This is a genomic window from Rothia aeria (genome assembly GCF_016726365.1).
Taxonomy (GTDB): domain Bacteria; phylum Actinomycetota; class Actinomycetes; order Actinomycetales; family Micrococcaceae; genus Rothia; species Rothia aeria.
In genome coordinates this window covers 1,169,089-1,188,584 of the sequence record NZ_CP068102.1, presented here as the reverse complement: position 1 = coordinate 1,188,584, position 19,496 = coordinate 1,169,089, and the positions used below count along the sequence as shown (strand labels likewise).

General features: G+C 56.5%; 15 protein-coding genes and 2 riboswitches. Of the genes, 10 read left to right on the top strand and 5 right to left on the bottom strand.

Annotation, left to right across the window (positions count from 1 at the left end):
- Window positions 1–125: 125 nt before the first annotated feature.
- The gene (locus I6I94_RS04905; RefSeq protein WP_201620953.1) at window positions 126–1,790 is read left to right on the top strand and encodes an ABC transporter ATP-binding protein; all 1,665 of its coding nucleotides are present in this window, start codon (window positions 126–128) and stop codon (window positions 1,788–1,790) included.
- Between the two features lie 15 nt (window positions 1,791–1,805).
- Here I6I94_RS04905 and I6I94_RS04900 read toward each other — a convergent pair whose 3' ends face one another.
- On the bottom strand, window positions 1,806–2,666 hold the full coding sequence (locus tag I6I94_RS04900) for a transcriptional initiation protein Tat (RefSeq protein WP_201620952.1): 861 nt from the start codon (window positions 2,664–2,666) through the stop codon (window positions 1,806–1,808).
- A gap of 293 nt (window positions 2,667–2,959) precedes the next feature.
- Between I6I94_RS04900 and I6I94_RS04895 the strand changes: the two genes are divergently transcribed.
- Entirely contained in the window at window positions 2,960–4,051 is a 1,092-nt protein-coding gene (locus I6I94_RS04895; protein ID WP_236588962.1) for a C4-dicarboxylate ABC transporter substrate-binding protein, read from the top strand.
- A 99-nt stretch (window positions 4,052–4,150) separates the two neighbouring features.
- On the opposite strand, the gene I6I94_RS04890 is transcribed toward I6I94_RS04895, so the two are convergent.
- From I6I94_RS04890 to I6I94_RS04880, 3 genes are all read right to left on the bottom strand, one after another.
- The gene (locus tag I6I94_RS04890; protein WP_128087406.1) at window positions 4,151–5,083 is read right to left on the bottom strand and encodes an ABC transporter permease; all 933 of its coding nucleotides are present in this window, start codon (window positions 5,081–5,083) and stop codon (window positions 4,151–4,153) included.
- A gap of 2 nt (window positions 5,084–5,085) precedes the next feature.
- The gene (locus I6I94_RS04885) at window positions 5,086–6,135 is read right to left on the bottom strand and encodes an aliphatic sulfonate ABC transporter substrate-binding protein (RefSeq protein ID WP_128087407.1); all 1,050 of its coding nucleotides are present in this window, start codon (window positions 6,133–6,135) and stop codon (window positions 5,086–5,088) included.
- A 118-nt stretch (window positions 6,136–6,253) separates the two neighbouring features.
- The gene (locus I6I94_RS04880) at window positions 6,254–7,075 is read right to left on the bottom strand and encodes an ABC transporter ATP-binding protein (protein ID WP_128087408.1); all 822 of its coding nucleotides are present in this window, start codon (window positions 7,073–7,075) and stop codon (window positions 6,254–6,256) included.
- A gap of 4 nt (window positions 7,076–7,079) precedes the next feature.
- A riboswitch (SAM riboswitch) is annotated at window positions 7,080–7,162 on the bottom strand.
- A 175-nt stretch (window positions 7,163–7,337) separates the two neighbouring features.
- Window positions 7,338–7,447: riboswitch (SAM riboswitch) on the top strand.
- A 103-nt stretch (window positions 7,448–7,550) separates the two neighbouring features.
- Between I6I94_RS04880 and I6I94_RS04875 the strand changes: the two genes are divergently transcribed.
- The 3 genes from I6I94_RS04875 (at window position 7,551) to I6I94_RS04865 (ending at window position 9,974) form a co-directional block, all read left to right on the top strand.
- The gene (locus tag I6I94_RS04875; RefSeq protein WP_004006498.1) at window positions 7,551–8,978 is read left to right on the top strand and encodes an LLM class flavin-dependent oxidoreductase; all 1,428 of its coding nucleotides are present in this window, start codon (window positions 7,551–7,553) and stop codon (window positions 8,976–8,978) included.
- Between the two features lie 137 nt (window positions 8,979–9,115).
- A complete protein-coding gene (locus tag I6I94_RS04870; protein ID WP_128087409.1) occupies window positions 9,116–9,553 on the top strand; it encodes a YchJ family protein in 438 nt (145 codons plus the stop codon).
- Window positions 9,554–9,596: 43 nt separating this feature from the next.
- The gene (locus I6I94_RS04865) at window positions 9,597–9,974 is read left to right on the top strand and encodes a hypothetical protein (protein ID WP_128087410.1); all 378 of its coding nucleotides are present in this window, start codon (window positions 9,597–9,599) and stop codon (window positions 9,972–9,974) included.
- 254 nt (window positions 9,975–10,228) lie between these two features.
- On the opposite strand, the gene I6I94_RS04860 is transcribed toward I6I94_RS04865, so the two are convergent.
- Window positions 10,229–10,717 carry a hypothetical protein gene (locus I6I94_RS04860; RefSeq protein WP_236588951.1) on the bottom strand — a complete coding sequence of 163 codons (489 nt, stop codon included), beginning with the start codon at window positions 10,715–10,717 and terminating at the stop codon, window positions 10,229–10,231.
- A gap of 259 nt (window positions 10,718–10,976) precedes the next feature.
- On the opposite strand from I6I94_RS04860, the gene I6I94_RS04855 reads away from it, so the two are divergent.
- From I6I94_RS04855 to lanM (I6I94_RS04835), 5 genes are all read left to right on the top strand, one after another.
- Entirely contained in the window at window positions 10,977–11,489 is a 513-nt protein-coding gene (locus I6I94_RS04855) for a hypothetical protein (protein WP_128087411.1), read from the top strand.
- A 784-nt stretch (window positions 11,490–12,273) separates the two neighbouring features.
- Window positions 12,274–12,471, top strand: a complete 198-nt coding sequence (locus I6I94_RS04850) for a class IIb bacteriocin, lactobin A/cerein 7B family (RefSeq protein ID WP_128087412.1) — start codon at window positions 12,274–12,276, stop codon at window positions 12,469–12,471.
- Window positions 12,472–12,500: 29 nt separating this feature from the next.
- Complete coding sequence (gene lanM / locus I6I94_RS04845) at window positions 12,501–15,509, top strand: type 2 lanthipeptide synthetase LanM (protein WP_201620949.1); 3,009 nt, start codon at window positions 12,501–12,503, stop codon at window positions 15,507–15,509.
- A gap of 695 nt (window positions 15,510–16,204) precedes the next feature.
- Window positions 16,205–16,393, top strand: a complete 189-nt coding sequence (locus I6I94_RS04840; RefSeq protein ID WP_006888468.1) for a hypothetical protein — start codon at window positions 16,205–16,207, stop codon at window positions 16,391–16,393.
- A 41-nt stretch (window positions 16,394–16,434) separates the two neighbouring features.
- Window positions 16,435–19,494: a type 2 lanthipeptide synthetase LanM gene (gene lanM / locus I6I94_RS04835; protein WP_201620948.1), complete on the top strand. Its 3,060-nt coding sequence runs from the start codon at window positions 16,435–16,437 to the stop codon at window positions 19,492–19,494.
- The last annotated feature ends 2 nt before the right edge of the window (window positions 19,495–19,496 follow it).

Below are 19,496 nucleotides of genomic sequence, written 5' to 3'. Positions count from 1 at the left end.
GGCGGCACCCAAGAAGTGAGGCGCATGAGACTATGGTGAAAGCTAAAAATAATGGGAAGTCATCCTGGGGGGTAGTTTTTTCGTATCTATCCCCCTTTAAAGGGCTGCTGACCGTTATCTGTTTAATGAGTCTCACAAGCTCAGCCGCGTCGCTTTTGCAGCCGTTAATAGTGAACGATCTTGTTGATTCCGCAGGATCCGCCCAGGGTATTGGTTACCTGCCGGTTCTCATTATTCTGGTGCTCATTATCGGGGCCATCCTCAACGGTGTTCAGCAGTACTTTATCCAGAAAGTCGCCGAATCGGTGGCCCGTGACGCACGCACGCAGCTTGTGCGGAAAATACTCCGCATCCCCCTGGACGCCTTAGAGAAATACACCAAAGGAGACGTCCTTTCCCGCGTCATTAATGACACGATGCTGCTGCGCCGCTGCCTCACGGAAGGGTTCGTGCAGTCGTTCGTGGGTGTTTTCACGCTCATTGGGGCGGTGATCGGGATGTTCTTCATCGACCCCCTGCTGCTCGCTATTTCCGCCGTCATATCCCTGCTGGCGGTCGTGTCCGTCACGATGGCAACCTCTAAGGTCGAAAAATCCAGCGCGCAAATGCAGCAGGCGGTGGGTGAGCTGAGCTCGGATGTGTCCAGCGTGTTGGAGGCCTCCTCACTCGTTCGGACGGAGAACGCGGCGGGGCACCAGTTTAAGCGGCTGCAGCAGAAAGTCGATAATGCGTGGCTTAAGGGGATCGGAGTGGCACGGCTTGTCGCCCTCATCACCCCCATCTCTGCGGTGGCCATGCAGATCACGTTCCTAGTGGTTCTTGGCGTTGGCGGGGTCAGGGTCGCGAACGGGATAATTACCGTCGGCAACCTGGTCTCGTTCGTCATGTTCCTGGTTATGATGATCATGCCGCTGGGGTACATTTTCGGCACCATGAGCAATATTGCCGAAGCCAGCGGAGGCATTACCCGCATCCAGGAGATCCTGGGCATCCCGGACGAGTACCCCGAACAGCTGGACACATACCACGAAAACCGTGATATCCGCTCCATCCTGCTGGATAACGTCAGCTTTAAATACGGTGCCGAACCTGAGGAAGGGGCCTCACCCTACCTGATTTCCGGGATGACGCTCAGCATCGCCCCGGGGGAGAAGATCGCCATCGTGGGACCCTCCGGTTCGGGCAAGAGCACCCTGCTGCGGCTCATCGCCCGGCTTTACGAAATCTCAGGCGGGAACCTCCTCTACTCCGGCACCGCAAGCTCAGACATTTCCATCCCGGCTGTGCGCGCCAAAATCGGCCTGGTGCAGCAGGAATCCCCCCTGATTCTGGGCACGCTCCTCGATAACGTCTACATCTCGGGGCGCGGCACCGATAGCGCTGCCGCGCACCGCATCCTCAAAGATTTGGGGCTGGAAAAAGTGCTAGAACGTTCAGGGCACGGCGTGGACCTGAACATTGGCGGCAGCGGCACGTCCTTATCCGGGGGTGAGAAGCAGCGGCTGGCCATAGCCCGCGTGATCCTGAAAAACCCGCAGGTGTACCTGCTGGACGAGTTCACCTCCCAGCTTGACGGCATTAGCGAAGAGCTGGTGGTGTCTGTGCTGAACAATAACGCCGCCCCCGAATCAACCATGATTATGGTTGCCCACCGCATGTCCACCGTCGTTAATGCGGACATGATTTACGTGATGGATCACGGCAGGATCGTCGCCCAAGGCACGCACGACATACTCATGGAGTTCTCACCCCTCTACCGGGAGCTTGTCTCTAATCAGCTCATCCATTAGCGGCGTGCGCAGGGCCTACGCGGGGGAGTGGGTGATAGTGGCACTGGCGGAAAGCCCCGCAATATTCTGCTCGGACGGGGCCGCACTGTTCACCGGCTCCAGCAGCAGGGTCGCATCCACCACGGTCACGGTTGTTCGCAGGCTAAACGACTCACCCACCTGGTCGTAGTACACGGGCACCTGGCTCAACAGCACCTGGTTAAACACCTGCATCCCCTCAGCTGAGGCCACCGCGTCCTCAGCGGTGACAATGTCGAGGGTGCCGCGCCACTCCGTCCCGTAGCTGTCTGATTCCCGGAATACCGCGGTGAAACCGGCCCCGTTGAACGCCGCAAGCCGCGGGTTGTTCGAGCGGGCACCACCGGCGCTTTGAGCGAGCGCAGCCACCTGCTGCTGTTCCCCGTCCTCCCACAGCAGGGGCGGGCGGGTCTGTATCTCGTCGGCGAACGTGAACGTGTACTTGATGCTGAAACGTGCCCCGGTGCGCAGGGTGGTGGTTCCCGTGTATTCGCCGGATGCTGTGTGCGGGGCGGCGAACCATAGCCCGGCACCCCCGTAGAGGCCGTTGCCGACGCTGCCGCCGGGGGTGAACGTGCCCCCGCCTGCGGCGAGCAGGCCCTCCCACTTGGTGGTGCGGGATGCGCGCGTGTCGGTGAGCTGCCCGTGGTACGAGTCGAGCCCGAAGAAGGTGCTGTTGGGGTTATCCATGGTGGTGTTAAACGCCTGAGTGAATACCCCGTAGTCGACGGCAACTACTTGGTCCGAGGCTGCGTAGGCTGGGGCCGTTGCGGATGCGGCGACGGCGGGGGCGGACCATGCGGCGCCAGCGAGTGCGCGGCGCCGCGTGAGGCCGCCCCTGAAGGGTACGTGGGTCACGTGGACTCCTGTATGTATTTGAGAGAGTGTGAATGTATGCGATGTGAGTGAATACGACCTATCCAGTGTAGTAGACAAGTGTGCCTGCGCGCTGTAATGGCGCTATTATGTGTAGGAAATATTTGAAAATTTGTGCACTTCAACCCCGGACATAGCGGATTTTTATGCATTTTCGTGCTGGTGCGCGTCGCAGCGCGCCGCGCGTACCGCGTGTCGGGGGTGGTTGTGGTGCGCCAATTAGCTGTATTTCATTCACTCAATTCACAAGCATCCTAGGAGCCACAGTGGCATTCATGAAATCTGCGCGCCTTTTTGCCGCGACCGTAGTTTTAATCGCAGCCGGTGCCGTCCCCGCCAGCGCAAGCACCATCAACACGTATGATACGGACGGTGACGGTATCCCGAACGCATGGGAGATCAGCGGCTATGACGCCGATGGCGACGGCACAGTTGACGTTGACTACCCGGGTATGGGGGCCAACCCGTACCGTAAAGATATTTTTGTTGAGATGGACTACATGCCCGGTGAGCTCGCCACCGAAGCCGACCTTGACCGCATTACCGAGGTGTTCGCCTCCCTGCCGCTACGTAACCCTGACGGTACGCGGGGTGTGAGTATCCACCTGGATGCCGGGCCCGCCCGCAGCGCGAAGTACAACCTGGGCGGCGGGAACGAGATTCCGCATCAGAAGCTTAACGGTATGGGGGACTGGGCGGCACTGAAAAACCGTCATTTCGCCTCGGCCCGTGACGCTGGTTTTCACTACATGATCTGGGGCGACTATTACGGCAATACGAGCTCTTCGGGGCTGGGTTTCACGGGCGCTCGCGGATTTATTGTGACCGTTGGGCACACCTACTGGCGGGGTGCCAGCAGCGATATTAGGGTGGGCACATTCATCCACGAGCTGGGGCATAACTTGGGGCTGCGGCACGGTGGGGCCGATGAGGAGAACTACAAGCCGAACTATCTGAGCATTATGAACTACGAGTACCAGCTCAGCGGCGTGCCGCGCGCCGGGGGTAAGAACTACTTCGGGTATTCAACGCACGAGCATATGCCGCTGGATGAGAAGAACCTGGATGAGCGGCGCGGGCTTGGGGCGAACGCCTACGGGTACTTGTGTAAGGGCAAACCTGCGCACCGTAACGTGGATTTTAACAAGAACGGCGTGATTGATGCGCAGCCGGTCGCCGCTGATGTGAACGGTAACCGGCGCATGAGCACGCTGCGGGCGAAGAGCGATATGAAGACTCTACGGTTTGCGGCCAGCGCGACGTCCCAGGGTGTGACGAGTACCCCGCGGACGGACCCCGATGAGGTTGAGGTGGACTATAACGAGGTAACCGCTGAATTCGCGCGGGAACGTGGCCTGCTGCCCTAACTGCTGTAGAGGATAGGCAGCTGAGTGGCGCCCCGGAAGGAATATCTTGGTCTGTACTTCACCAAGGTTTCCTTTCGGGGCGCCGCACGGCTAAGGCGCCTAGTTGCTGGGGTATTTTGCCTTCACCCAGCGCTCAAACACGCCAATGAGCGCATCTGTGAGCTTACCCAGCACCGCCAGCAGCACAATTGCCAGCAGCAGACGGTCGGTGCGCCCGTTGTTCTGCGAATCTGTGAGCAGGTACCCCAAGCCCATGGAGGCCCCCAATAGCTCGGCAGCCACCAGGAACAGCCAGGCCTGCGCTAACGCCAGGCGCAGACCCGACACCACAGACGGCAGCACGGCGGGCAGCTGGACGGTAGTGAAAAGCTTAACGCCCCGGTACCCGAAGGCGCGTGCAGCCTCTACAAGTTTAGGATCCACGTGTGCCAGTGCCGCCGAGACGGTGGTGTACACGGGGAAGAACGCGCCGATTGCCACAAGCGTTACTTTAGAGTTCTCGCCGATGCCGATCCACAGCAGCAGCAACGGAACCCAGGCGAGCGAGGGCACGGCGCGTAACGCCCCAATGGTGGGCGCTGCGGCGATGCGCGCGGGCCCCCACAGCCCGATAATCGCCCCCAGAAACAGCCCCAGCACCGCGCCGATGCTGAACCCGAGCACCACCCGCTGGGTGGAGATTACCAGGTGGGTTGCTAGCTCACCGCGCTGGGCCAGCTCGGTTCCGGCGGCTATGACGCGGGTGGGGGCGGGCAGCTGCACCGCGGTGAATACCCCGGCGGTGCTCAGCACATACCACAGCATGATGAGCGCTGCAGGCAGGATAAGCCCCACATAGTGTTTAGCACCCAGGGGCAGGGCGCGCCTTGGCCGGGGCTGGCCGCGGTGGGAGCTCGCCAATTGGGTGCGCCCGGCAGCGGTGCTGGCAGCTGCCGTGCGGGCTGCGGCGGTTTCTGCGGCTGCGGATTTCGTGTGTTTGGGGGTATCTGAAAGTTCCGGGGCGTTGGAAATTTTGTCGAGGGTTACACTCATGGCTAGCTCACCGTCTTCTTCACGTTCTCAACGGCGGCGCTGTCGGCTTTCTTGGCGTATGTGTCGTCCACGATGCTGCTCAGCGCCTTATCAATGTCTGACTGGTTGGGGACGTCCCCGGATTCGACGAGGATCGGGCCAACACCTTTGAGCACCTGCACCTGCTTGTCCCCTGGGATTGGGTCAATATTCAGGTGGGTTCGTTCCATCACGAGTTTGGCGGTTTCTAACTTAATACCGGACTCGTCGGCGAGAATCTGGGTTGCTTCAGCAGTGTTTTCCAGCGCCCATTTGCGTGCATACTCATACACGTTCACGATGGTTTGCGCCGCGTCCGGGTTGTCTGTGAGGAACTGCTCGGTGGCGTTGAGGAACCCGTACGTATTGAAGTCTAGGTTGCGGTAGAACAGTACGTCGTGGCTTTCGATTTCCGCGCTGGCCATAATCGGGTCGAGCCCGCTCCAGGCGTTGACCTGCCCGTTATCGAGGGCGGTCCGCCCATCGGCGTGCTGCAGGTTCTGGATGGTTACCTCTTTTGCCGCGATGCCTTCCTGCTTGAGCGCTTGGAGCAGCAGGAAGTACGGGTCGGTTCCTTTGGTGACCGCCACCGACTTACCCTTTAAATCTGATACTGCATGAATATTCGAGTTTTTGGTGGTGACCAGCGCCGACCATTCGGGCTGCGAGTACAGGTCAATCACCTTAATGGGTGAGCCGTTCGCGCGGGCCAGCAGCGCGGCAGAACCGGCAGTTGAGCCCACATCAATGTTTCCCGAACGCAGAGCCTCATTGGCTTTGTTTGACCCGGCTGATTTGACCCATTCCAGTTTTTTACCTTTTTCCTGAAGGGCCTTCTCTAACCACCCTTTCTTTTTAATAACAAGGGAGAGCGGGTTGTAGGTGGCGTAATCCACGGTCACAGTGTCTTTGCCTTTTGCGGATCCCGCGCCGGGGTTTCCTGCGCCTTCTCCGGCGCATCCGGCAAGAACGGTGGTGAGGGCGCTGAAGGCCAGCAAGCCCTTAAGAGCTTCAGCTCTGGTGATGGCTGTCATGGGTAATCCTTGGGTATCTGATGGGGTGAGAAAAACAGTAAGAAGATGAATAATTATTCACCAAGAGGGGGTGAAGGCGTGCGGCGGCCCTAGAGCACGCGGGAGTCAGCGCCCTGTTCTAGGCGGGAACCAAGGCGGTATCGGCTTTTTCCACGCCGAGCTCTGTCAGCAGCTCAGCCCGCAGGGCAGTTAGCTCTTTGCTGGCCCTATCACGCGGGTGGGCGTCGCTAATGGTGACTACACGTGTGATCGTTGCGGACGCATCGGGCGCGGGCTTACCAAGCACAATCACCCGGTCTGAGAGGTACAGCGCCTCTTCCACATCGTGGGTGACCAGCAGAACCGTGGTTGGGTCCTGTCTGTGAATATCCAGCAGCAGATCCTGCATTTTAATGCGGGTCAGCGCATCAAGCGCCCCAAACGGTTCGTCCAGCAGCAGCACCCCGGGTTCACGCGCCAGCGCCCTCGCCAAAGAAACCCTCTGAGCCATTCCGCCGGAGATTTCTTTGGGACGGTGCGTGGCGTAGTCGGCGAGCCCCACCAGGCGCAGCAGCTCGCGGATGCGCTCCTGCGCTCGTGTCTTTGGGGTGCCCTGCGGCAGCCCAAGCGCTACATTATCGGCGACGGTGCGCCAGGGCAGCAGGCGCGGCTCCTGAAAACCGATTGCCACCCGCTGATCAAGCCCGCTCACCGGGGTGTTGTCGATGCGCACCTGCCCGCCCGTAATGCGGTTCAGTCCGGCGGCGGCCCGCAACAACGTTGACTTGCCGCATCCTGATGCGCCAATGACCGAAATAATTTCTCCCGCGGCGGCGGTAAAACTTACTTCGCGAAGCACCTCGTGCGTGTTCTTGCCGGACTGTGGGAACGACTGGCTGACGGCGTCGAAAGTGATCGTCTGGGCGTTGGCGGGTAGCTGGGTGTGGTGATTCTGTGTCATGTTACTTCCATCGGTCCTGGCGTTAGCACCCGCTAGGGGTTGCTGCGACGTCGTCGAGCCAGGTCTCTCAGTCGCTCTGGATGGGTTACGCCTATAACCCTAGAGGAGGGCGCCATTGCAGCGAAAACACATGACGTACCGTGACTAACGGTGACTAAATATTGCATGATTCATGCGAAATATTACGGTGCGGAGTCACAAAAATTAATGTTCGTCATATACTGTTCACCCCATCTGCGAGGGGATACACTCAGAACGCAAGGATTATGAGTCCCGGCGTAAAGCTCTGGCTAGCCGGGCGGCAACCCTCTCCCGTAGCGGGGTGCCCCAGATGATGATCTGGCTTCAAGGAACACGAAGCAAGTACGGCGCGAATGCGCCACCTGCACAACTTGGAACACCAAGAAGGCCACCACCTATAAGGAGGCGGCGCGCGGGGTGCAGGAACACCCGAACATTCGCGAAAGGAACGTAGATGGCTGAGCAGAAGAAGCGCATCGCAGTTAACGCATTCGACATGACCTGTGTGGGTCACCAAAGCTTTGACCTCTGGCGCCACCCCCGCTCCCGCGCTACCGAGTACAACACCATCAAATACTGGACTGACCTGGCACAGATCCTTGAGAAGGGCTTCTTTGACGGCGTATTCTTAGCCGATGTTGTGGGCATCTACGATATTTACAAGAACTCCGCCGCACCTGCTATCGAAGGCGGCGCTCAGGTGCCCGTGAACGATCCGTTTATGCAGATCTCCGCAATGGCCGCCGTGACCGAGCACCTGGGCTTTGGCGTGACCTCAGCTGTCACCTACGAGCAGCCTTACACGCTTGCCCGCAAGTACGCTTCTCTTGACCACCTCACTAACGGGCGTGTGGGCTTTAACGTGGTGACCTCATACCTGCCTTCCGCCGCCGAATGTCAGGGCCTCGAAACCCAGATTGAGCACGACACCCGATACGAACTCGCCGAAGAGTTCCTGGACGTCTGTTACAAGCTCTGGGAAGGCTCCTGGGAAGACGGCGCGGTCGTCAAGGATCGCGAGAAGGGCATCTACGCCGACCCTGCTAAGGTGCACCCGATTCAGCACAAGGGCAAGTACTTCAGCGTGCCTGGCGCGGGGCTGACCGAGCCCAGCCCCCAGCGCACCCCGGTGATTTTCCAGGCGGGCGCATCCAGCCGCGGGCAGAAGTTCTCGGGCAAGCATGCCGAGGTTGTGTTTATCGGTGCGCTGCGCCCCGATCTGACCCGCATTATTACCGACCGCATTCGTGACCGCGCAGAAGAGAACGGCCGCGGCCGCGACGAAATCAAGGTTTTCGCGATGCTCTCCATTATTGTGGACGAGACCGAAGAGAAGGCGAAGGCAAAGTACGAAGAGTACCGCAAGTACGTGAACCTGGAATCTTCGCAGGCCATTATCGGCGGCTGGTCTGGCGTGGATCTTTCCCAGTTCGACGAGGACGAGGTTCTCAACTATGTGAAGACCGAGTCGATTCAGTCCTTCCTCACCCCCTTCACCCTGCAGGCCAAGGATAAGCAGTGGACGCGTAAGGATATTGCCGAGCACTGCACTATTGGCGGTATGGGCGAGGTTATTGTGGGCGACCCGCAGCAGGTGGCTGACGAACTCGAACGCTGGATTGATGAAGGCGGACTGGACGGTATTAACCTGGCATACCACGTTTCGCCCGGCTCCTTCGAGGACTTCATCGAGTTCGTGGTTCCTGAGCTGCAAAAGCGTGGACGCTACCGCACCTCCTACGAAGGTGAGACCCTGCGCGAAAGCCTGTTCGGTAAGGGACAGACTAAGGTTGCAGACTCCCACCCGGCCGCGAAGTACCGTGGCGCCTACGTGGGTAAGCCCTCCACGGCAGATACCCCGGCACGCGCTATCGCAAACTAAACCCGCTGCGCCTGTGCGCATGGTTGCAAAATGTCCCCTCCTAGGGCAATAAAAAGAGCCTTTATTTGAATAAAGCATTAAAAATGCCGCTTTATTCGAATAAAGGCTCTTTTTCACGCACGTTTAGAATGGGGTGCATGAGCGAAACAATCCTGTATGATCCTCAAACCCGCTGCTCCTGCACAAGCGGCGAGATATACGGTGCCTGCTGCGGGCGGTACCTGGGCGAGTTTGCCGCATCCGGAACCCTGAACGCGCCCACACCGCTGGCCCTGATGCGCTCGCGGTTTACCGCTTTCGCCCTGCACGATGCTCCCTACCTGCTGGCGAGCTGGCACCCGCATACGCGCCCCGCAGAGTTAACGCTGGATGAAACGCTGCGCTGGTACCGGCTGGATATTCTGGGCTCTTCGGGCGGTCCCTTCGATGCGGCGGGCACGGTCGAGTTTGCGGCGTACTACCGCTCGGTTCCCGGCACGCCCGCCAAAGAACATGTGAAAGGCACCATGCAGGAAAAGTCCCGCTTCGAGAAAGTCAACGGCACCTGGTACTACCTAGACGGCGAGGTCGGGTAGGTAAATTTTCTACATAAACTATATAAATCTGTGATACTGTAGTATGCGTATCATTCTATTTGAAAATTTCTGTGAAAGGGTTTTTATGTCTTGGTTTGGTAAGAAGCAACCTAACAGTAAAATTACGTGGGAGGGATTGACAGAATTTAGTGTTCCTGGAACAAATACTGGTTTAGATCTTCACCCGCACTTTTTAGCAGCACAAGTTGCTGAGAATCGGGGATGGCGATTTGATTATAATGGCAGTATATATGAGGAACAAGACAATGGGAGTCCACTTCTTGTTGCGGAAGATATTCATGAATTAGCTTCTTTCGGTGAGAAAAATAGTTGGTTTAAATATTCGGATCGCGGGAGCCGCTTTATACATTGGTCTCTTGTAAGTGAATCCTTGGAAGCGGCTAAATATCCTCTAAGTTGATGTGAGCTTTGAGGATTATTTACGAAGGTAGCTTACTATCCTTAACTTATATGTGAAAAAAGCTTTTTATATATGCTGTTATAGCGGTATGAGTTACAAAATTTACGCCAGTAATCTGTTCTAATGGAAATGCAGCTTGGTATTATTATCTTCGTAAACTATACTTTTAAAAGTTGATTATAAATCAATGTACTTATTTTATACATGTTGCAAGACCCAGCCATGACTCAAGCTCCGGTCCGCTGGCATCAATTCTAATGATGCGGCTCATGCAGAACCTTCCCTAGAAGCCGTTCAGCCTCGGACCGACTGCGTGCATCGCGTAAATCCAGGAGATCTAACGCGATGTGAAGGCTATAAATATGAGGCAATTCTTCAACTTCACGGAGTAGCACGTTCGCTTCTCGTACCGATAAACGCGGCTCTAACCTGTATTTGTAGACCACAGTTTCAAGATCCCACGTCTTAACATAGGCATCAGTAAAAGATGAATAAACCTCCGAAATGTCGTGGCTTACCCCCGTCATTTGCAGCGCAGATTCATGGCGTAATTTCTCAAGATTGCTAGGATCTGCACGGAAGTAATGAACTTTCATCCCGCTACGTTCTTGGTACCGCTCTAAAGCTTTAAGACCAGTATGGGCGAGGACCTGCGCTCGCTCTTTAGCGCGACGTCGAGCATCTGGAGAAATAGCGATCGTACGATCGTCGATATAAGCCGCAAGTTGGTTGAAAGAGTTCATAGAAATCTTGCGTCCGCTCAAAGAACGATGGTTCCGAGGACTATCCAACACCATCCAGCGACCAGCAAATTTTTCTCCGCTCAAAGACCCACGTTCAAGGCGCGCCCGAACGCTACGAGAACTAACCCCAGCATGTTTTGCGTAATCTGATACCGACTGCATGGCAAAATAATACCGAAATAGGATTATTTTTGCCATATATGTCGATCGTGAGAGGTAAAGCAACCACGGATTATTCTGTGTTTGCTATGTTTATGCCATGAGTGACGTTATCTCGCAGGAATCTTTCGACGAGCTCGCCCTCTATTTCAACGGGGGAGGGCACCTGCTTACCCCGGATGCGCGCCGCATTGCCGCCGAACGCGCCCGCATCCTCTGCGCTTGCGGGCTTGATACACTCCGACAGTACACGCGCCGCACCGGGATGACCGTGCACTACTATGTGGCACCCTACGATACGAGCGACTTGCTGCGAACGGGTGCGGATGCGCTCGCGCTCACCGGGGTTCGGCACGAGCTTTCAAGGATAAAAACCCCTCTAATAGACGCCTATATTCTGTCCGGTGACCTCACAAAATTTGCCCCGAGTTGGGGTTTGGAACCTGCTCCACCCACGCGGGCGAATGTGATTCTGCGTGAGGTTTCTGCCCTTCCGCGGGTGCTGCGCCTGCATGTGGCGGCAGATGCGCTGCACGCCTATGAGGCTGGCGCCGCTGGCGAGAGCGCCCGAAAAGCAGCCCAGCGCATCCTGAGCGAGCTGTGCAGTTCTTGAAAGCTGCTGTCGGTTTTTGGCGGGCACCACCGGGTAAATAGGGGGATTTACCGCGGAAATAATGATTACCCCGCGAACCTGCTTCGGCTCTGAGAAAAGTTTTGGAAATTATGATGAGGACCTATTGCATACTTCCCCGGTGGTTTGATACAGTTGAGGGGCTAGCCAGAGTCGCAATAAGTTTATTACAGGGACGAGAACTTATTGTGGGTGTTCTATTGAGGATGCAAAGAATGGATAGCATCGAGAGCTTCCGAAAGCTGATATTGGGCTCCTATTGTGTGATAGGAACAGTTTTACACTCTCACATATCCTAAGTTTCCATTTGATGTCGCACCACTTTGTGATGTGGTGGCCGTAGTATAGCGCTATTAATGCACAGAGCAAGTGTATTGTGGCGTGGTAGCTAGGTGATAGGCATCATCGTAGAGGAAATATACTTTGCTGACAAATATAGAGAGCTTAACTTTTTCTAGCGAACTCATTCTTCAAGTCTTTTAAAGATTAAGCGGCAATTATTTTCTGCTGCAATTTTTAATAGCGGAATATTTTGGGGAACTGCTGGCTAGGTCTCTATTCTCGACCACCCAAAATGGTCATTAAAAACTCTATAAGTTTCCTTTTGAGGGGGGTGCACCCCTGCAATAAAGGAGGTGGGTTCCAAGCTGTCACCTTTGGAACGTTGTCATCTTGGAACCCAGCCAAAGTTTGATGGAAAACATCAAACTATTGATTAACCACAATCATTCCTGAGGCTATTCAGGAATTCATAAGGAGGATAACCATGGCTAAGGATACCATGTTCATGGAAGAACTGACCGACCAGGAGCTGGAGCAGGTTAACGGCGGCTGTTACAGCAGCTGTGGATACTACGGTGGCAGCTATGGCGGTAGCTACGGTGGCAGCTACTGCGGCAGCGGCAGCAGCTACTACGGTGGCGGCTACTACTACGCTGCTGTTGGGTACGGCTACTCCTGCTAATAACAAAACATAGACAAGGGGAATACTGAGTGCTAATCAGGGAACTTCTTCCTGAGCTGGATGATGAACAGTTCCAGCAACTGGTGTCAGATGTGTCAGACGTTTCTTTACTCGACCGGTTAGACACCACCTCAGATTCCCCACCTGTTGGGCGGCCGTCAGCTCCAGTGCCTTCAGCACTGGGGCCGACGGCCGAACCTGCTATGTTTTACACGCTTTTTGCGTGGCTTTTTGAGAGTGAATATAAGCGCGTAGTACAGGCTGTTCGTGCCTCACACTATGTTGATAAAGAACACTTCCCAAACATTGTTGGTGGGCTCCTTGATGAGTTCACGGTGCGCCTGGCGAATTTCTATATTCGGCCGCTGGTCGCCCATATTAAGAAAGTTTCCTCTGAAGGGCTGCTGCAAGGGGACACCCCGGAAGAGCGGTACATAGACTACTGCCGCCGCTGGCCTAAAGATTTCATGGATGGTTTCTATACGAACTATCCTCTTCTGCGGCGGGTCCACAGCATTATTGTGCACCAATTCCACGCTATAGCGGCGGAGCTTTTTGAGCGAATCCAGGCCCAAGAAAGCGGCATTCGTGAGCTTTTAGGGGCGCAAAATGCTGAGCCCCTCACCCTTGAGTCCCTCACCATGGCGGGTGACTACCATAACGGTGGACGCACCGGCTGCCTGCTGGTGTTTAGCCAGGGGACGGTGGCTTATAAACCACGTAGCGTTGATGGCGAACGGGCGTTCTACAGGATCGTTCAGAAACTTGCGGAACAGGGCGCCCCCCGCATGCGTGCCGCCCGGGTCGTTCAGGGTGAAGACTACGGGTTCATGGAGTTTATTGAGAGAGAAGACGTAGACTTCACGGCCGAAAAATTCTTAGAGTCTTCGGGGCAGCTGTCAGCTCTTTTCTACGCTCTGCTGGGCAAAGACATGCACGAGGAGAACCTCATCCCAACGAGCGAGGGCGCTGTCCCTATTGACCTCGAAACAATACTGCACTGCTCACACCTTCTGAACGATGGTAAAGCAGACATACCCGACAACAGCGCTTTGTTACATAAAGAACGCGGTATTTGTACCAGCGCTTTACTGCCCACCCGGCTGGTACGTAAAGACCCCTCAAAAGGGTATGTTGATATTGGCTTTATCCGGGGTGAGCAGGGGGCAAACCCCTTCAAAGGTACGGTCATTGAGCAACCTTTCCGGGATGACGCTATTGTCCGGTCTGTCCGGTACTCTGACCTCGGCGGCCCCCAACAGGGCACCGATCCGGATACCCACACCCTTGAGAAACGGCGCGCCACGGAAGTTGCCCGTGCCCGCGGGTTTGTGCGCGGGTTTGAGCAAATGTACCGGTGGGTGTGTGAGCACCGTGACGCTATGCAGGAGCTGGTACGCAGCGAATGTGCTGCGCTGACTCTTCGGGCCGTGCTGCAGCCCACCATGCAATACGAGCAGCTGGTACGGATGCTCGGCAGCCCCGAGGCATTATCCTCTAAAAGTGTTTTTGCGACAGTGGCGCTACGTACCGCAGCCTTTGACGACGATCGTTCCCTGGAACTGGTCTTAGCAGAAGTAGAGTCACTGTGGCAGCTCGATATCCCGTTCTTTAAACATCGGGCCGATCGTACCGCGATCATGACACCCGACGGGCAAGAGGTGGGCTTGGGCATTAAAACCAGCGCTCTTGAGGAGACTCTTAACCACATTTCCCACATGGATGAAGACGACCTTGACGAGCAGCTGAACCAGATCTGGTCTGCTTTTATCTCCCCGTACCCCGCGAATACTCTAGCGGATGAACCGGCAGACATCCGACAGGGCCGTGGGGGAGAGCGGGAAGAGCGTGAACTCAGCACCGCGATCGCCGACCGGCTGGCGGCTACGGTTCATTCAGGCACCGCCCCGGAGGATCCGTGGACGTGGGTTAGCCCTGTCCCGAGCAGTCAGCAGCACCATCATGGTATTTGGAATACTGATGTTTTGCAGACGGATCTCTACGGCGGCTCAGTGGGTATTGCGTTGGCGTTAGCGCAAGCAGCACACGTGCTGGGGCACCAAGAATATGCTGAGACTGCTCACCGCGTATTCGACCCGCTAGCTGAGACTATTCTTTCGGGGGAAAAATCGCTTAAGCTGCCTGAGTATATACGCGACATGGCTTTTGCCGGTGAACCCGGTATCGCTTTCACTCTTGCCGGTGGCGCCCGCTACCTTGGTGACACGCGGCTAAAAGATGCCGCTCTTGAGCTGGGGAACCAAGTGGCTGCACGTATAGCGAAGGTGGAGCACCCAACCCCCGGCTATCTGAGCGGCCATGTGGGCGCGGCAACTCTTCTGCTGGGGCATGAACTGGCCACTGACCGTCAGGCGCCGCTGGCCGTGTTAGACCGGCACGCCCAGGACATTATTGCTGGCCGTATTGATGATGCGTGGTGGGCACAGAGCGGGTTTGCCACCGGCATGAGCTCGTCAATTTTCGCCCTCAGCCGGTGGAGCCAAGACATGCCCTCACCAGAGCGTGCCCGGCAGGCAGTCGCCACTTTGCTGAACCGCTTGGATGAGCTTGATAACGGGGAATACTGGCAGATGCGGGTACCTATTGGGGAGAGCGCCCACGACGGCACCTGGTGCCACGGTAGCGCGGGTGTCGCCTTAGCCTTAGCGGCTGTGCACTGTTGGCTCCCTGAACTTTCTAACCGCGCGAGCCTTGACCGTGCAGTCCGGCGTTCCCTGCAGGAGGGAACCAAGCGTAACTTCACCTCTTGTCATGGTGCCCTGGGAACCCTTGACGTCCTTGAATGGGTGGTCTCGCACGTTCCCGATGTGTCCAATGCAGAGGCTGTCCATGATGCCGTCAAGAACGGTTATAACGTTTCCCTGCTGCGTGAGACGCTGAACGATAAATCTGTTCGTTACTCTCTGACGCCTTCTCTGATGGTGGGCACCTCCGGGGTGCTGTTGTGGTTGACTCGCCGGGCAGGGGATACCCACCTATATACCCCCATAGTTCCTGACTCGGCCGAGGCTCACTAATAGGCAGTGCTCGGGGTTATTTTGGTGTAACGGATAACACCTCTCATTGAGGGTGGAATACTCTGATTTTCCCAGAAAATCTATTGCACCTACCCCGGGGATTTGTTATAGTTGAGTAGCTAACCAGAAACGCAATAGATTTATTACAGGGACGAAAATTTATTGCGGGTATTCTATTGAAGATGCAAAGAATAGGTAGCGTTGAGAGCTTCCGAAAACTGATATTGGGCCCCTAAATTTGATAGGGAAAGTTTTACACTCTCAAGCATCCTAAAGTTTCCACATGACGTAGCGCTACTCTACTGTGTGGCGGCCATGTTGTTGCGCCAAAATAGTGCAGACAGCATGTACGACGCAGTGTGTGGCGTGATCTGAAATTGGACTTTGCCTTACTGACGAACACATTTACAGATCTTTAGAATACCTATTTCCGCTGCACATTTCTTTAGCGATGAAATGTTGTCAGAGGTGACTGGTTAGTTTATACCTTAAAACCCCACTGGGGAATTAAAACTTTACAAGTTTCCTTTTTGATTGGGTTACCTAACACCCAGATGAAAAGGAGGTGGGTTCCAACGTGGCGCCTTGGAACGTTGTCATTGCGGAACCCAGCTAGAGTTTGATGGTAAAACATCAAACTGACACCGATAATACTATTCCTGAAATTGGTTCAGGAATACATAAGGAGGATAACCATGCCCAAGGATATCACGCTTCTGGAAGAGATCTCCGATCAGGAACTCGGTCAGGTTAACGGTGGCGGCTCCCACGGTGGCGGCTACTACAGCTCCGTTGGTGGCGGCAGCTACGGTGGCGGCTACTGCGGCGGCGGCTGCGGCGGCTACGGCTACGGCTTTGGCTTCTGGGGCGGCAGCTTCTCCTAAATCCAGAGGATAAGTAAATACGATAGATAAGGAGAATTCAGGTGTTAATCAGGGAACTTCTTCCTGAACTGGATGAGGAACAATTCCAACGCCTAGCATCTTACGTATCTAGCACTTCGTTACTAGAACGGATAGGCACCACCGCATCCGAAGCGCCTGACTCCGATTTTATTGTACGGTTGTCGGCTCCGGTGTCTTCGGCACTGGGGCCGACTGCTGAACCCTCCATGTTCCACGCGCTCATCGCCCAGCTGGCGGAGAATGAACGTGGAAACGTCGAACACGCCATCACCTCATCGGGCTACGCTGTAACGTCGCAGATCCACCGTTTAACCAACCAATTCTTGGATAACCTAACGGCGCGTTTAAACAATTTCTACCTCAGACCACTGGTTGCCCACATCAAAAAGGCCTCTGCGCAGGGGCTATTGCAGGCAGACACACCGGAAGGGCGCTACGAAGACTACTGCCGCCGCTGGCACGAAGAACTAAGCGATGACTTCCACGCAAGCTACCCACTTCTGAACCGTATCCACCAGGTGACGGTGCAGCAATTTCACGCGATGATCGCCGAGATTTTCGAGCGTGTCCGCACCCACGAAAACGATATCCGTGAGCTTTTGAATACCACGGATGCCGCACCACTTCAGCTTGAATCTTTCGGGCTGCCCCGAACTCGTTACGGCGGCGGGCGTGCTGGCTGCCTCCTTAAGTTCACGCAGGGCACAGTGGTCTACAAATCACGCAACGTTGAGGGCGAGCGAGCATTCTGGCAGATCGTTCAAGACCTTACTCAGCAGGGGGCACCCGCTATGCGTGCCGCCCGGGTAATCCAGGGTGAGGGTTACGGCTTCATGGAGTTTATTAAAGCTGAGGAGGTAGATTTCTCAGGCGAAGACTTCTTAGAAGCCTCCGGCCGGCTAGCGGGTTTGCTCTACGCATTGCAGGGCAAAGATATGCACGCCAAGAACCTGATCCCCCTGGCCACCGGGCCCGTGCCGATTGACCTTGAGACGGTGCTTCACCCCATATACATCCTCGCCGATGACACCCCTCAACCGCCTGAAGGCAGCGCCCACCTGCGAAAACTCCGTGGGATTTCCAATAGCGCGTTTCTGCCCACCCGTATTACGCGCCGCGACGCCTCCCTGGGGTACCGTGACGTCGGCTTCCTCCACGGGGAGCAGGGGAATGACCCGTTTAATGAGGTCATTGTTGAGCGTCCCTTCCGGGACGATGCTGCCGCCCGGATGAACCGCGAACCGGCCCCAGCCCCAGAGGAGAACCAAGAAGCGGCAAGCATGGTGGCACTCGTCGGCGACGAATCTAGTGTTGAGGTGCTGGAAGAGCGGCGTCTCTATGAAGCTGCCCGTGCCCGTGCCTTCGCCCGAGGGTTTACGCAGATGCACCAATGGATCTGTGAGCACCGCGAGGCGATGCTTGAGGCGGTTCGCGCGAACTTTACCGGGCTGATGCTTCGCGCCCTGCTGCAATCAACCAGGTTTTACACCCAAATCCTTAAGATGCTCAGCAGTCCCGAGGCGCTCGCATCCCAAGAAGTGTTCGCCACGGTAGGGCTGCGCGCCGCCACCCTAAGCCACAACCGCCCCCTGGATATGGTTGCGGCTGAAGCGGAAGCTCTCTGGCGGTTCGACGTACCCTTCTTCATGCACCAGACGGATGGCTCTGACATCGTATCGTTTGAGGGCAAACCGGTGGGGCTCAGCATTAAAGGCAGCGCCCTGGAAGAAACCCTGCGGCATATTGCCACCCTTGACGAGAATGACCTAGAGGAGCAGCTCCAACAGATCTGGGCCGCCTTCATCTCACCCTACCCGGCGAACACCCTGGCCAATAGCCCGGCAGAATTACTCTCCGCCGGGGAAGACGAACAGCACGAACGGGAGCTTTGCGCCGCGATCGCAGACCAGCTGACGGGCACTCTGCGCCTAGGAGGCAGTGAGCAAGACTCCCGGACGTGGCTCGCACCTAACCCCGGGCTCTGGCAGCAGCATATTGGTGCATGGCAAACCACGGTTCTTGGGATAGACCTGTACACCGGGTCGGTCGGGCCTGCGATGGCCCTAGCCCAGGCAGCACACACGCTAGGAAACGCGGAGTACGCTCAGGCTGCGCACCGTGTGTTAGACCCGATAGCGCAGGATGTCTTCGATAAGAGGCTCTTTAGCATTCCCCCGGAGACCTGCGACGGTGTCTCAGGCGGTGAGGCGGGTATCGCGCTCTCACTTGCCAGCGCCGCAGAGTACTTGGACGACCCCCGGCTGAAAGAAGCCGCCATTATGCTTGGCGACCGGGTTGCCGCCCGTATGGAGCAGGTGGAGCATCCGATGCCGGGGTACCTGGATAACCAGGTAGGCGCCGCCACACTACTTCTGGGGTATAACCTCGCCACCAACCGCGCCGCCCTGCTGGAGGTGCTCGAAAAGCACGCCCTGGATATTGTTGCTGGCCGGGTTGAGGAGAACTGGTGGAATGTGAGCGGGTTCGCCTACGGTGTGAGCGGGTCAATTTTTGCTCTGGCCCGCTGGGGACAGGAGATGCCCACACCTGGGCGCGCTCAACATGCCGTGAAGATTCTCCTGCAGCGGCTGAACAGTTTCAGGTGCGCGGAAGGCTGGCGGGCCCAGCTCTCCGAACGCAGCGGCACTGGCGACGCACACACCGGCGGCACATGGTGCTCTGGCTCTGCGGGTATCGCTCTTGCACTCGCAGCCGTACACGTGTGGATGCCGGAGTTCTCCCCGCGTACTGAGCTCGACCGGGCGGTGCAGTACGCGTTCCGTACCGGAACTAGGAGTAACTTGACGTTGTGCCACGGGGACTTAGGAACCCTGGAGGTGCTCAACTGGATTATTGCTCGCGTTCCCGATGTGCCCGACGCCGAGGATATCCGTGCAGCCGTCAAAAACGGGTACGGCCCCTCAGTTATTCGCGCGACACTTGACGATAAGTCTTCACGGTACTCACTGACCCCGTCACTGCTGGTGGGTACCTCCGGGGTGCTGTCGTGGCTGGCTCACCGTTTAGGGGGAGGGCGTTTATACACCCCCGTCATTCCTGACGTGAGTGAGGACCGGTAAAA